This window comes from Salinispirillum sp. LH 10-3-1, assembly GCF_030643825.1.
Classification (GTDB): domain Bacteria; phylum Pseudomonadota; class Gammaproteobacteria; order Pseudomonadales; family Natronospirillaceae; genus Salinispirillum.
Genome location: NZ_CP101717.1, coordinates 107,441 through 120,413 on the forward strand (window position 1 = coordinate 107,441; position 12,973 = coordinate 120,413).

A 12,973-nucleotide genomic window follows, 5' to 3' on the forward strand; every position below is an offset into this window, starting at 1 on the left:
TAGCAACGCCATGAGCCCGAAAAACCCTGGAAGCAAGCGCGAGATATTTGGTTGGGCGATGTACGACGTGGCCAATCAGGCTTATACCACCGTGGTCATCTCCTTTGTTTATGGCGCCTTCTTTATTGGCTACATAGTACCGGAGGGCAGTGCCTGGCGTGATTCTTACTGGTCGATTGCGCTCATCGCGTCGATGCTGTTCGCCATGGTGTTGTCGCCCATGGCGGGGCATCTGATAGATAAGGGCCAGAGCAAAAAGCGTTTGCTGGCGATTTCGACCATTTTCTGTGTGATATTCACGTCGTTGCTGTGGTTTGTTGAACCCGGGTATGTATGGTGGGCTATCGCTTTTCTGGTGATCAGTAACACCGCGTGGATGCTTGGCGAAGCCATAGTTTCTTCTTTCCTGCCGGACATCGCCAGTCGTCGCAATATGGGCGTGGTGTCGGGTATCGGTTGGGGTGTGGGCTACATTGGTGGTTTGATCAGCATGGTGTTGGTGACCATCCTGATCGTTACTGCTGACCCGTCCGACCAAGTGGCGACATACATCCGGCAAAACCAGTGGAGCATGGTGGCGATCTCCATCTACTTCCTGCTGTTCGCTATTCCGACCTTTGTCTTGATGCGCGACCATCGTCATACCCCTGATCCTTTATTGGTGCGCAAGCCCTTGCGAGAAAGCCTGAACCTAATGCAAACCTATCGCGAACAGCCGGTATTGATGCAGTTTTTTCTGGCCTTTTTGTTTTACACCGCCGGCGTGCAGACCGTGATTAAGTTCATCGGTATTTATACGTCCAGCGAACTGGGAATGACGCCTGCCGAGTTGATCCCCATATTCCTCGCTACCCAGATCAGTGCCATGATTGGTGCTATTGCGTTCGGCTTTGTTGAACGTCGTATCGGTGCGCGCGCTACCCTGTATGTCACTATCGGGATCTGGCTGGTGGCGATCACGTCGATGCATCAACTGCAAAACATTGCAGAAGTGTTGGGGGCGGAAGCAAAAGACCTTTTTGTGTACATTGCGTTGCTGGCGGGTACCGGTATTGGGTCGATACAATCGTCCAGCCGCTCTTTGGTTGGCCAGCTTACGCAAACCAATCATGCGGGCAGCGCCTTTGGCTTATGGGGCTTCTTTTTGCGCAGTGCGGCGATTCTGGCGGCGATGTTCGGGGTGGTGGCGGACATATTCAGTCGGCAAAATGCCTTGTTGATGGTGATTGCGTTCTTTGTCATTGGTGCGGTGTTGTTGGCGCGTGTGCCCCTGGGTGGAACCATCAAGCAGCGCTTGGCTGAAGATGAAGACCGTGCAAAGCAAGCCTATTGAGTCCGGCTAATGCGGACAAAGTGTCAATGTCGTAGCGGGTTCCACATTCATTGTCTAAAGTTGTAGGCAGACTTGGAAAGTATTTGAACAAGGGCAGTAGGCACCATGAATTTTACCACCGACCCAGATATCATAGCTCGCGTCCCACACGTGGATGTCTGTGCTTGTCAGAAACCTTTGCCCTTTGAATTCACCATGGCATTTCAGCCTATATGGGACTGGGAAAATAAGCGGGTGTTTGCCTATGAAGCGTTGGTTCGAGGCAAAGACGGCGCAGGCGCAGGGGCCATACTGAGTAAGGTGACTGCGGCTAATAAGTACGCTTTTGACCAGGCCTGCCGGGTAACGGCCATTCGTTTGGTGTCGGAATTGTGCATGTCGACCGATACCTATTTGAGCATTAACTTTTTGCCCAATGCCATTTACGACCCGGACACCTGTATTCGCGCTACTTTGGAAGCTGCCGAGCAGTTCGGCTTTCCGCACAAACAGATCATGTTTGAAATGACCGAACAGGAAGGGCTGGCAGATAATCGACACCTTAAGACGATTGTCGAAGCGTATCAGCGCCTTGGCTTTATCACGGCCATCGACGATTTCGGCCAAGGCTATTCGGGGCTGCATTTGCTGTCGCAGTTTCAGCCCGATGTACTGAAGATTGATATGGATTTGGTGCAAGGCATCGCGACTGACCCGGTACGACAAGCGATTGTCGAAGGCACGGTTTTGATGGCCAAGCGGTTGAACATCAAAGTCATTGCGGAAGGTATCGAAACCGTAGAAGACATGCGTATGCTGATGGACATGGGCATACCCTATTTGCAGGGTTATTTACTGGCGCGCCCAGCCGTCGAGTTGTTGCCTGTTGTGCAAGTGCCCTAAGGGGCTTTCACTGCTGCAAAGAATTTGCTAACGTTAGACCCTATTGAGAACACCGCTGATTTAAGAGCAACTTGCTGGCGGTATACAAATGTAGCTAAAGCGCACCGCGTGAATGGTCTTCATTCGTTACCACTATTGTTTCTGAATCAGCACGCCTTGCACTTTGAGGAATGCTGACACCATGGAAACCCTGAACCAAAGTTATTTTTCTGCTTCCGAGCGCCTGTTAGCCACGTCATCTCCGTGCCCGGGGTATCGCATCTATTTGCGCGCCCATTTAAAGCACGGGTATCGCTTGCCGATGGATCAGCTGCGCCAAGACATCACAGCCATCGTTCCGGCCTTGGCCGATCTCAGTTATCAACAACACATCACACCACTGACGCGACGTATGCAAGTGAAGTTGGAGCAAGCGCTGGGCGTAGAGATCAAGACCATCGACGTTGAAGTGCAGTACCTTCCGATGCACAAAAATGCTGTAAGCCAAGTACAAAAAAACCACGCTGCCTGACGGCAGCGTGGCAAACATGCGATTGGAGGCATTCCAAATTCGCATCGAGACATTATAGCACGCCAGTCGGGCGTGGTTTTAGTCCTGCTGCACCTTTGCTACGGCTTTGCGCCAGCGTGCATAATGAGTTTCGCGCTCTGTTTTGCGCAGCGACGGCGTGTAGTTTTCCGATACCTTCCAGACCTTGTCTAAATCATGCAGACTGGAAAAGTGACCTATTTGCAGGGCTGCCAGCATCGCGGCCCCCAAGGCCGTGCTTTCTGTGGTGTGGCTAGTGACCGCAGGCACTCCGGTTAAGTCAGCCAGTACCTGTAAGAACCAACGATTGGTCACCATCCCGCCGTCGACGCGCAGCGACTTGACGGCGATGCCGTCTTGTACCATGGCTTGCAGCAAGTCTTCGGTTTGAAAAGCGATGCTGCGAATAGCCGCGGCCACCATCTCCGCTACGCCAGTATCGCGCGTCATACCGAAAATGGCCGCACGGGCATCCGGATCCCAATAGGGCGCGCCCAAACCGGTGAAGGCAGGCACCATGATTTCCGATTGGCTATGGTTGATGGCCTTGGCGAGACCTTCGGTATCCGAAGCTTTGTTGATGATGCCTAAACCATCGCGCAGCCATTGAATAATGGCACCGGCCATAAAAATACTGCCTTCTAAGGCATAGGTGGTTTTTCCGTTCAGGCGATACCCCACGGTAGTCAACAGGCGATGCTGGCTGATGATCGCCTGCTCGCCGGTGTTCACCACCGCAAAGCAACCGGTACCATAGGTGCTTTTCAGCATACCGGGTTCGAAACAGGCTTGGCCTACCAAGGCGCTTTGCTGGTCGCCAATCATAGACCCCACGGGAATATCGGCGCCGAGCCATTCAGCGTCACAGGTACCGAAATCGTCGGCGCTGTCTTTGACCTCTGGCAGCATGCTGGCGGGTACCGTCAGATGCTTGAGGAGTTCTTCATCCCATTCTTGATTGTGGATATTGAACATCAGCGTGCGCGACGCATTCGATGCATCGGTGGCGTGCACCTGCCCCTTCGTCAGCCGCCACAACAGGTAGGTGTCTACCGTGCCGAACATCAGTTCGCCACGTTCTGCCCGAGCCCGTGCGCCATTTACATTATTCAGCACCCACTGCACCTTGGTGCCAGAAAAGTAAGGGTCGAGTAAGAGCCCTGTTTTTTCCTGGAACAACGGCTCTAGGCCCTGCTCTTTCATGGTTTGGCAGGTTTTAGATGAACGGCGATCTTGCCAGACAATGGCGTTGTACACTGGCTCGCCAGTCTGACGATCCCATACCACCGTCGTCTCGCGCTGGTTCGTAATACCGATAGCACGGATGTCAGCTGCTGGCACATTCTTCTGCGCCAATACCGAGCGACAAGTACGCAGCACCGTTTGCCAGATGTCTTCGGGGTCGTGTTCCACCCAGCCATTCTTGGGGAAATGCTGCTTGAATTCTTCCTGTGCCGACATCACGACCTGCATGTCCATGCTGTACAGAATGGCGCGGCTGGAAGTGGTGCCTTGGTCGATCGCGAGAATATAGTCTGTCATGATGATATGTTCTTTAATATTCGTTTTTGTTCTTCGATGTGCATTTATAACCTCGAAGTCGTATCTTGGCAACCTTAGAGGCATGGAAAGAGGGTTTCTTTTTGTGTCAGCGTGCTAAAATCAGCCCGAACTAATGATTAAAAAAGCACTGAACGCCCCATGAATCAGACCTTACGCCAAAATCGAATCTTCGAACTTGTTAAGCAAAAAGGCTACCTGACCATCGACGAACTGGTGGAGCATTTTGCCGTTACGCCGCAAACCATTCGGCGCGACCTGAACCAAATGGCTGAGCGCGGTGAAATTGAGCGGCACCACGGCGGTGCCGGGCAGGCGTCCAGTGTACAAAACACCGAATACCAAACACGCAAGATTCAGTATTTGGCGGAAAAACAGCGTATTGCTGAGCAGTTGGCGGCGCATATTCCTGACCACTCCTCGTTATTCATCAATATCGGCACCACCACTGAAACCATAGCTCAAGCCTTGTTGCAGCGCCAAGGTCTCAAAATCGTCACCAACAACCTGCATGTGGCGTCCATTCTGAGCGCCAAGCCCGACTTCACCGTCATCATTGCCGGTGGCGAAGTACGCTCGCGTGATGGCGGCATTGTGGGCGAGGCAACGCGCGACTTCGTGCACCAGTTTAAACTGGACTACGGCATCATCGGCATCAGCGGTATTGATGATGACGGCACTCTGCTGGACTTCGACTACCAAGAAGTGCGCATTGCGCAGGCCATTATTGAAAATTCGCGCTACGTCTACTTAGCCGCCGACCACTCCAAGTTTGGCCGCAACGCCATGGTGCGTTTGGGTAACCTCGCCCAGTGCTCGGCTTTGTTCACCGATCGCTCGCCGAACGACAAGCTCAAGACACTGTTGCAACAACAGCAAGTCGATCTTCATATCTGCTAGTAGGTCTTCCGTAGGAGCGCAGCCCCTGCGCGAAGGCTATTGTAGGAGTGCAGGCCCCTGCACGAAGGCTATTGTAGGAGCGCAGCCCTCTGCGCGAAGGCTATTGTAGGAGCGCAGCCCTCTGCGCGAAGGTTCGGCCAGAGAACTAAGCCTCCTACGGCATAATCCACAACCATCACCGTTCATTTTCCTGGTTACGAAAAATAACGCAGCTTTTACTTGTGTGTGTGTTCGATATTGTCTATATTTTTGCGCTAACGAACATTCGCGCACATTCTCGCGCATGCATACCGAGTCGAGGCAGGCACAACATGAACAGCAAAATCGTCGACCTATTGGTCATCGGTGGTGGGATAAACGGAGTCGGGGTCGCCGCCGATGCCGCGGGGCGGGGCCTATCGGTCGCACTGTACGAAGCGGACGATCTGGCAAGCGCGACCTCGTCGTGGAGTTCCAAGCTCATTCACGGTGGCCTGCGCTATTTAGAGCACTACGAATTTCGCTTAGTACGCGAAGCACTGGGCGAACGCGAAGTGCTGCTGCGCATGGCACCGCATTTGGTGACGCCACTGCGTGTACGCATGCCACACCAAGGCGGTTTGCGACCGGCGTGGATGATTCGCATTGGCTTGTTTATGTACGACCACTTGGCCAAGCGCGTCAGCTTGCCGGGTTCTAAGAGCATTCGTTTCACGCCCGACAGCCCGGTCACCGAGGCGTTCAAAAAGGGTTTTGAATACAGTGACTGCAAAGTAGACGACGCGCGTTTGGTGGTGATGAACGCCAAGCTGGCGCAACAAAAGGGCGCGCACATTGCCACCCACCATAAAGTCACTGGTGCCAAGCGCGTCGGCGACCTATGGGAAGTGACCATCACGCCGGACAGCGGCACGCCCTTTACCGTACAAGCACGCGCCATTGTCAATGCGGCGGGGCCATGGGTGCGCAAGGTTTTGGACGATATGGATGGCGTGACCATCGACAAAACCATTCGCTTGGTGAAAGGCAGCCACATTATTGTGCCGCGTATTCACGACGAAGAGCAGGCTTACATTCTGCAGAATAAAGACGGCCGTATTGTGTTCGTCATACCCTTCCACGATCAATATTCGCTGATTGGCACTACCGACGTGGACTACGACACTGATCCGCGTAATCCGGCGATTGACGACGACGAAATCGAATACTTGCTAAACATCACGCACGACTATTTCAAGTGCGATCTCAGCCGCAACGACATCGTCTGGACGTATTCTGGCGTGCGCCCGCTGATGCAGGGTGAGCGTGAAGAGGGCAAAGAAGCCGCTAAGGTCACGCGCGATTACCACTTTGAAGTAGAAGACCAACAAGGCAAAGCACCGTTGCTGTCCATTTTCGGCGGCAAACTGACCACCTACCGCAAACTCTCGGAAGCGGCGATTAAGGGCTTAAAGCCGTACTTCCCGCAAATGGGCGAAGCTTGGACCGCGCAAGCCACCTTGCCCGGCGGCGAAAAGGTGACCACGCCGGAAGCGTTGGCGGGAGAATTCCAACAGCGCTACGGCTTCTTAGATCAGCCTACGGCGCGCCGTTTAGCGTTCAGCTACGGTCGCTTGGCCGAGCTGTGGTTGGCGAATGCTGTCGCCATTGAAGACCTAGGTCAGCGTTTTGGCCAATTGTTCCAAGCCGAAGTGAACTACCTGGTGGCGCACGAGTGGGCGCAAACCGTTGATGACATCATTTGGCGGCGTACCAAAACCGGCATCGGCATGAGTGATGCCGACCGAGCGCGTCTGGCCGACTACTTGCAAAACACAGGTAGCCACACCGCAAAAAAGCCTGATCAGGCGGTAGCCTGACTCTTTTCACCCCTTATTTACGATCTTCATCGTGAATCCCGTTGCCCGGAACGTCCTCTAGCGTTTCCGGGCTTTTTTACTCTCATGCATCCAAAAAACCTGCCCGCGTCGTTCTCTACCCTGTTGTAACTTCAATCACTGAATACTGAGGACGATACCATGTTCAACCGAATTCTGATTTTGCTGGTAACAGCGCTTTTTGTGTCTGCTTGTGCTGCAAATGGAAACAATCCAACCGCCTCTCGTACCACGTCGGTAGGTAATGTACTGACCGACAAAGAAGGTATGACGCTCTACATCTTCACCCGTGATACCGCTGGCGTGTCGAACTGCGCTGGCAACTGTGCGGTAAATTGGCCACCGTTCATGGCGGAAGAAGGCGCCACGGGCAGTGGCAAGTTCAGTGTCATAACGCGTGGTGATGGTGCTCGGCAATGGGCTTATGACGGTATGCCGCTGTACTATTGGGTTGGCGACACGCAGCCCGGAGATACCAACGGCCAAGGTGTTAATGATGTCTGGTTTGTGGTCGAAGTTGAGGCTAAATCTACCGAGTCTCGCACTACGTCGAGCGGCAGTTACGGCTACTGAGCCGAGAAAGCGTTGCTTGGTGACCGCCGTGTCATCTAGTCTAGAAGGATCATAACGTGCGGGACAAAACGGTGGCGATAAGGAACAAGACCGCAGGTGTAGGTACACAACCAAGCAGCCATGCGCCGGAATTGGCGCTGTTGCTGTATCGTATGAAGCAGCGTGATCACGCGGCACTGAAGCGGCTGTATGAACTGACGAGTGCACGCTTGATGGCGGTGATCATGCGCATCCTTAACGACGAGGGTGAAAGTGCCGATGTGCTACAGGATCTCTACTTGAAACTGTGGCAGCGCCCCGAAAAATATGTACCCAGTGGCTCGGCATGGGGATGGTTGTGTGTGGTGGCGCGTCATGCAGCGTTAGATCAGCTCAAACATCGCCAGCGGCGACGCGAAGATGCTTTGGTTGATGTTGAGCAGGTGCTGCAAGCGTTAGCAGGCCCTGCGGAAGCATTTTCCTTGCCGGAAGTCGGGGTAGATCGTTGCATGGCGCGTTTAGCGGAAGAGCCACGTCGTGCCATCGTCTTGTCCTATGTGCACGGCTACAGTCATCAAGAATTGGTTGCCGTGATGCAACGCCCGTTGGGCACGATCAAATCTTGGGTGCGCAGAGGATTACAGGAGCTGAAACAATGTCTGCAGTCCTGAGGTATCGCCACCCTAAGGTGTGTCAGCATCTGGCCAGCCAGTATGTGGCGGGGCACTTGAGCCCTGGGGTGCGGCGGCGCATGGAGATGTTACTGCCCCAGCACCCCCCATTGGCCGATGCCGTAGCAGAATGGTCGGACGAGTTGTGGCAGGTGCAGGCGAGTTTGCCGACCCAGGAGCCTCCTAAGCGGGTATGGCGTGATATCAAGCGCACCTTACTGGCCGGGGCGCCACAAAAACACCGCACGTTCATCGATCGTGTACGCAACGGCTGGCAAGATGTAACGGCGTTGCGCTGGTGGGCGGCAGGCAGTTCCATAGCGGCACTGGTGTTGGTGTCTGTGCTCCTATGGCAGCCCGATACACCACCCGTGCGCACAGCGTCGTACATGGCACCCTTGAGCCAAGGCGATACCATTACGCTGGTGGTGTATGGCTATCAAGGAGAGACGCCGGGCACCTCAGCGCTGCGTTTACAATGGGCCGAAACCGAGGTGCCACGACCCGAAGGTGCGCTGCACCTGTGGGCTGAGTTGAAAGGCAGTGCCGAGTTGGTGTATTTGGGTGAACTGGTGGCTGGTCAGTCTTGGAGAGCGCTGAGCAGAACGGAGTGGCAGGCCTTAGCGGGTAGCAGTCGCCTGTTGATCAACGACCAAGCGGTGCAGTTGGACATGGCTAATGTGTTGATGGAAGGCCCCTGCGTGCAGCTTAGGGCATACCCAAGCGGCCAACCAAGCTGAGTACCAGTTTTTGGCGGCTGTAGTCTCCGACATCGCTGTTAAGTTGGTCATGTTGTAACGAGGTGTCGAGCGCCCATCGAGGGCTGAGGTTGTAACGGGCGCCTAGAACGGCGCTGAATGCCAAGGCGTCTGTACGGTAAACCCACCAGGTGGACCCGAGGTCATCGCTCAAGCCGTCGTCAATCATGATGTTGTAGCCGTAGACACCGGATGGCTGATAGCTACGGGTACTGGCGAACTGGCCTTGTTGGACACCTCCGCGTAAGAACACACCGCTGAAGCCGTGTGGACGGGCCAGACGCCGATCAAAGTTAATCTGGCCGTCCAGCCCATAGCGGCGCTGGCGAAAGATACGCTCGTCAGCAAAGCTTTGGCTGGCTTGCAAGCCAAGTGCGTAGTTCAGTCGGTCAGTCAGGCGCTGATGACGACTGACCCGCAGCCTGGCTTGTACGTGGTTGCGTTGCTCATTCGCCACCAATACGGGGGTGGCGGACACGGCTAACTGATACCAGGGGGCGGTGTAACCTAGGCGCGGTTGGAAGTAACCAGTGGCTGCGGTGTCTAATGCGATCTCACTGAGGCTGCTGGTGGTGTCGAACCAGCGCGCATCGACGGCACCGAGTACCGACCATGCGAGGCGCGGGCTGAGTTCAAAGAACTGACTGTGGTACAGGCTGCCCTCGGCGGTCCACACTGGAACCTGATCGCCGGGCTTGCGACTGAGCATAGGGTTGTTATCGAGGCCAGCGCTGACCTGGGCATCCAACGCCATGGCTGAGCCCGCACAGAGTATAAAGATGAGCGCGCCAATGAATGCATGGGCGTCGAATGTGCGAGCGGTGCATCGTTTCACAGTGTCATCTCCTGTGGCTTAGCCGGGGTTTCGGCCATGGGTGGAACCAAATCCCGCCAGTCCAGTCCAACCTTATTACCGGAATATCGTCAGTATAGTGGCTTTTTTCGTGCTGAATGCCGAGCGACTGCTAAACTTTCTTCCATCGTAGGAGTATGCCTTATGGACAATCGTCGTCAGTTTTTGCGCCGCTCGTTGCAGGTCAGTCTGTTTACTCTGGTTGCCTCTTCCGGGGTCGGCAGTTTGCTGGGCGCGCGGGCACAAGCACAACTGTTGGGTCAATTGCCCGGCGAGTTGCCACCGGGGCGCTCCATCTATGAACTGCAAGGCGAGGTGTGGATCGACGGCGTGCGGGCCAACCTCAACAGTCAGGTGACGGCCGACAGTCACCTGCGCACGGGCAGCAACAGCTTGATCATCTTTGTGGTCGGCCGAGATGCCTATATTCTGCGTGAGCAATCAGAGCTGCAATTGCGCAGCGAAGGTGCACTGGCCACTGGTTTGCGCCTGCTTACGGGTAAGGTGCTGAGCGTGTTTGGGCAACGCAGCGACGAGTCGCTGACGTTGTCGACCTCCACCGCCACGATCGGTATTCGGGGTACTGGCGTATATGCGGAAAGTCACGCCGATTACAGCTATCTATGCACCTGCTACGGAACAACAGAGTTATCCGCTAATGCCAGGCCGAGCGAGCGCGAACGGATTCAGGCCACCTATCACGATGCCCGCATCGTGCTTGCGAAGCCAGAAAATGGGCGCTTGATCCTGCCCGGCCCCTTCATCAATCATACCGACGAAGAACTGAGCCTCATTGAAGCATTAGTCGGTCGGAAAACACCTTTCAACGCCATGCGTCAAGACTATCAGGGGCCGCAGCGGAGGTACTGATGCTACGTCGCCTCAAGTATCTGGGCAGCGCACTGATCATTCTGCTCTTTCTGGCGCACGCCACCCAGCGTTTGCCATCGCAGTTTATCTTAGCGTTGGAACAGGTGGCCGAAGACCTTCGGCTGCGCGCCTTTTTGCCCCACACCGTAGACCCTCGCGTGGTCATTGTAGACATTGATGAGGCCTCGCTGGCGGCTTACGGGCAGTGGCCATGGTCGCGCACGGTGCTGGCAGACTTGGTGAACAGCCTGTTCGACGACTACGACATTCAAGCGGTAGGGTTCGACTTGGTGTTGGCGGAACCGGAGCAGCAACAGGTGCTGGATCGACTGCGTGATTTGGTGGCGCGCGGTGAAATTGAAGCCGAAACCGCACAGCGGTTAGAAGACGACTTGGATGGCGACCGAGCGTTAGCTGAAGCCATGTCCGGGCGCGCGGTTGTTGCTGGCTTTGTGTTTAATCAACAGCAGCCTGTGATGCTTGGGCCACTTCCTGATCCGGCATTGGCGTTGGCCAGCACCAACGCACCACGGCTGGCGGTGCCGCAACCACAAGGCTACAGCGCGAATATCCCCGTCATTACACAAGCGGCGGCGAGCACCGGATTCTTCGATAACCCCGCCGTCGACGGTGACGGTATTTTTCGTCGTGCCAGTGTGGTGCAACAGCAGGGTGATGGGCTCTATGTCGCGCTGTCTTTGCGCCTGTTGCAATTGGCGCTGGGTGACCTGCCTTTGGCCATTCGTACCGCGCAGCGCGGCGACGACCTGCTGCTGACGCAGTTGCAGTTGGGCAGTTTCTTGATCCCACTCGGTGAACAAGGCTCCGTGCGCGTGCCCTATCTGGGGCCGGAAGGCAGCTTTCCCTATGTGTCTGTGAAGGATGTGATCGAAGGACGTATTGCACCTGAGGTATTGCAGGGCAGAATGGTGTTGGTGGGTACTACCGCGCCGGGCTTGAAAGACATTCGCGCGACCCCGGTTGATAACTTGATGCCAGGCGTGGAAGTACACGCCAATATCATTGCCGGGATTCTCGACCAGCGCATACCGGTGGCACCCGACTGGGCGCTGGCTGCTGAATTGTTGCAACTGTTGTTGATCGGTATTTTGGTCTTGCTGGCGTTGCAACGGCTTGAACCCGTGTACAGTATCTTTGTTGCTATCAGCCTGATGGCGATCTGCTTAGGCGCCAATCTACTGCTGTGGCAACAAGGGCTTTTGTTGCCCATTACCGCCACCTTGTTGTTGATTATCGTGTTGTTTGTGTTCAATACCAGTTGGAGCTTGCTGGTGGAAAACCGTTCGCGGAAGAAGCTGACGCGCACCTTCGGCCAGTACGTACCACCGGAATTGGTGGCGGAACTGGCCGACCGGCCGGAGACCGCCAGTTTGGCCGGCGAAGCGCGTGAAATGACTGTGCTATTTTCCGACGTTGTCGGCTTCACCAGTCTGTCCGAATCGCTCGCTCCGGAACAGCTGAGCCAATTGATGAACCGATTGCTGACGCCACTGACGGAGGAAATACATGCTCATCGTGGCACCATCGACAAATACATGGGTGATGCGGTGATGGCGTTTTGGGGTGCGCCCTTGCCGGAGCCGCAACACGCCAATCAGGCCGTCGCCACTGCGCTGGCCATGTGTCAGCGCGTTTCTGAACTGTCACACGAACTGGCCGCTGAAGGTCTGCCGCCGTTGCATCTGGGCATTGGCATCAGCACCGGCACCATGGCCGTCGGCAACATGGGTTCAACCTTTCGTATGGCGTATACCGTAATGGGTGACGCAGTGAACCTGGGCGCGCGCCTAGAAGCACTGACCCGGAGATACGGCCTCGACATATTGGTCAGCGAGGCCACGCAGGCACAAGCCAGTGACTTCGTGTTTCAAGAGATTGACCAGACCACCGTGAAAGGCAAAGCAGAGCCGGTTCGGGTGTACCGCCCATTGGGGCGCCACGGCGCCATAGATGAACAGACGCTGGCGTTCGCTACGCGCTACACCGACGCCGTTGTGCGGGGGCGGGAAGGAGCCTCAGCATTAGCGCGTACGGCCTTATTGGCGCTGCGTGATGACGATCCACATAATGCGCCGCTGTATACCGCCATGGCCGAACATTTTGTTTAACGCACTTTAGAATACTTAGCCTGAAGTCGGATTGACCATTGGGTCAACTGCTCGTTAGACTGGGTTTCCTAATCTGTTCC

12 protein-coding genes are annotated in these 12,973 nt (G+C 55.3%); 10 read left to right on the forward strand and 2 right to left on the reverse strand.

The window, feature by feature from the left end; genetic code table 11:
• The first annotated feature begins 10 nt into the window (after nucleotides 1-10).
• From NFC81_RS00505 to NFC81_RS00515, 3 genes are all read left to right on the forward strand, one after another.
• The gene (locus NFC81_RS00505) at nucleotides 11-1,333 is read left to right on the forward strand and encodes an MFS transporter (protein WP_304995575.1); all 1,323 of its coding nucleotides are present in this window, start codon (nucleotides 11-13) and stop codon (nucleotides 1,331-1,333) included.
• Between the two features lie 105 nt (nucleotides 1,334-1,438).
• Nucleotides 1,439-2,215 carry an EAL domain-containing protein gene (locus NFC81_RS00510; RefSeq protein ID WP_304995576.1) on the forward strand — a complete coding sequence of 259 codons (777 nt, stop codon included), beginning with the start codon at nucleotides 1,439-1,441 and terminating at the stop codon, nucleotides 2,213-2,215.
• 181 nt (nucleotides 2,216-2,396) lie between these two features.
• Entirely contained in the window at nucleotides 2,397-2,726 is a 330-nt protein-coding gene (locus tag NFC81_RS00515; RefSeq protein WP_304995577.1) for a hypothetical protein, read from the forward strand.
• 78 nt (nucleotides 2,727-2,804) lie between these two features.
• On the opposite strand, the gene glpK is transcribed toward NFC81_RS00515, so the two are convergent.
• Nucleotides 2,805-4,286 (reverse strand): glycerol kinase GlpK, encoded by a 1,482-nt coding sequence (gene glpK / locus NFC81_RS00520; RefSeq protein WP_304995578.1) that lies wholly within the window; start codon nucleotides 4,284-4,286, stop codon nucleotides 2,805-2,807.
• Between the two features lie 159 nt (nucleotides 4,287-4,445).
• On the opposite strand from glpK, the gene NFC81_RS00525 reads away from it, so the two are divergent.
• The 5 genes from NFC81_RS00525 (at nucleotide 4,446) to NFC81_RS00545 (ending at nucleotide 9,023) form a co-directional block, all read left to right on the forward strand.
• The gene (locus NFC81_RS00525) at nucleotides 4,446-5,204 is read left to right on the forward strand and encodes a DeoR/GlpR family transcriptional regulator (RefSeq protein WP_304995579.1); all 759 of its coding nucleotides are present in this window, start codon (nucleotides 4,446-4,448) and stop codon (nucleotides 5,202-5,204) included.
• Between the two features lie 311 nt (nucleotides 5,205-5,515).
• Nucleotides 5,516-7,042: a glycerol-3-phosphate dehydrogenase gene (glpD, locus tag NFC81_RS00530; RefSeq protein WP_304995580.1), complete on the forward strand. Its 1,527-nt coding sequence runs from the start codon at nucleotides 5,516-5,518 to the stop codon at nucleotides 7,040-7,042.
• Nucleotides 7,043-7,201: 159 nt separating this feature from the next.
• Nucleotides 7,202-7,633 (forward strand): hypothetical protein, encoded by a 432-nt coding sequence (locus tag NFC81_RS00535; RefSeq protein ID WP_304995581.1) that lies wholly within the window; start codon nucleotides 7,202-7,204, stop codon nucleotides 7,631-7,633.
• 56 nt (nucleotides 7,634-7,689) lie between these two features.
• Entirely contained in the window at nucleotides 7,690-8,283 is a 594-nt protein-coding gene (locus NFC81_RS00540; protein ID WP_304995582.1) for a sigma-70 family RNA polymerase sigma factor, read from the forward strand.
• On the forward strand, nucleotides 8,268-9,023 hold the full coding sequence (locus NFC81_RS00545; RefSeq protein ID WP_304995583.1) for a hypothetical protein: 756 nt from the start codon (nucleotides 8,268-8,270) through the stop codon (nucleotides 9,021-9,023). Before NFC81_RS00540 ends, NFC81_RS00545 begins: the two co-directional genes overlap by 16 nt.
• Here the strand turns inward: NFC81_RS00545 and NFC81_RS00550 are convergent.
• Nucleotides 8,992-9,876, reverse strand: a complete 885-nt coding sequence (locus NFC81_RS00550; protein WP_304995584.1) for a hypothetical protein — start codon at nucleotides 9,874-9,876, stop codon at nucleotides 8,992-8,994. The two genes, NFC81_RS00545 and NFC81_RS00550, sit on opposite strands and share 32 nt — an antisense overlap.
• A 162-nt stretch (nucleotides 9,877-10,038) precedes the next feature.
• Here NFC81_RS00550 and NFC81_RS00555 point away from each other — a divergent pair, with 162 nt between their 5' ends.
• Complete coding sequence (locus tag NFC81_RS00555) at nucleotides 10,039-10,764, forward strand: FecR domain-containing protein (protein WP_304995585.1); 726 nt, start codon at nucleotides 10,039-10,041, stop codon at nucleotides 10,762-10,764.
• Nucleotides 10,764-12,893, forward strand: a complete 2,130-nt coding sequence (locus NFC81_RS00560; protein ID WP_304995586.1) for an adenylate/guanylate cyclase domain-containing protein — start codon at nucleotides 10,764-10,766, stop codon at nucleotides 12,891-12,893. Before NFC81_RS00555 ends, NFC81_RS00560 begins: the two co-directional genes overlap by 1 nt.
• Nucleotides 12,894-12,973: the final 80 nt, after the last annotated feature.

Coding starts and splice junctions, on each gene's coding strand:
- NFC81_RS00505 (WP_304995575.1), top strand. CDS start 11: ATGAGCCCGAAAAACCCTGGAAGCAAGCGCGAGATATTTGGTTGGGCG.
- NFC81_RS00560 (WP_304995586.1), top strand. CDS start 10,764: ATGCTACGTCGCCTCAAGTATCTGGGCAGCGCACTGATCATTCTGCTC.
- NFC81_RS00515 (WP_304995577.1), top strand. CDS start 2,397: ATGGAAACCCTGAACCAAAGTTATTTTTCTGCTTCCGAGCGCCTGTTA.
- NFC81_RS00535 (WP_304995581.1), top strand. CDS start 7,202: ATGTTCAACCGAATTCTGATTTTGCTGGTAACAGCGCTTTTTGTGTCT.
- glpD (WP_304995580.1), top strand. CDS start 5,516: ATGAACAGCAAAATCGTCGACCTATTGGTCATCGGTGGTGGGATAAAC.
- glpK (WP_304995578.1), bottom strand. CDS start 4,286: ATGACAGACTATATTCTCGCGATCGACCAAGGCACCACTTCCAGCCGC.
- NFC81_RS00545 (WP_304995583.1), top strand. CDS start 8,268: ATGTCTGCAGTCCTGAGGTATCGCCACCCTAAGGTGTGTCAGCATCTG.
- NFC81_RS00510 (WP_304995576.1), top strand. CDS start 1,439: ATGAATTTTACCACCGACCCAGATATCATAGCTCGCGTCCCACACGTG.
- NFC81_RS00525 (WP_304995579.1), top strand. CDS start 4,446: ATGAATCAGACCTTACGCCAAAATCGAATCTTCGAACTTGTTAAGCAA.
- NFC81_RS00555 (WP_304995585.1), top strand. CDS start 10,039: ATGGACAATCGTCGTCAGTTTTTGCGCCGCTCGTTGCAGGTCAGTCTG.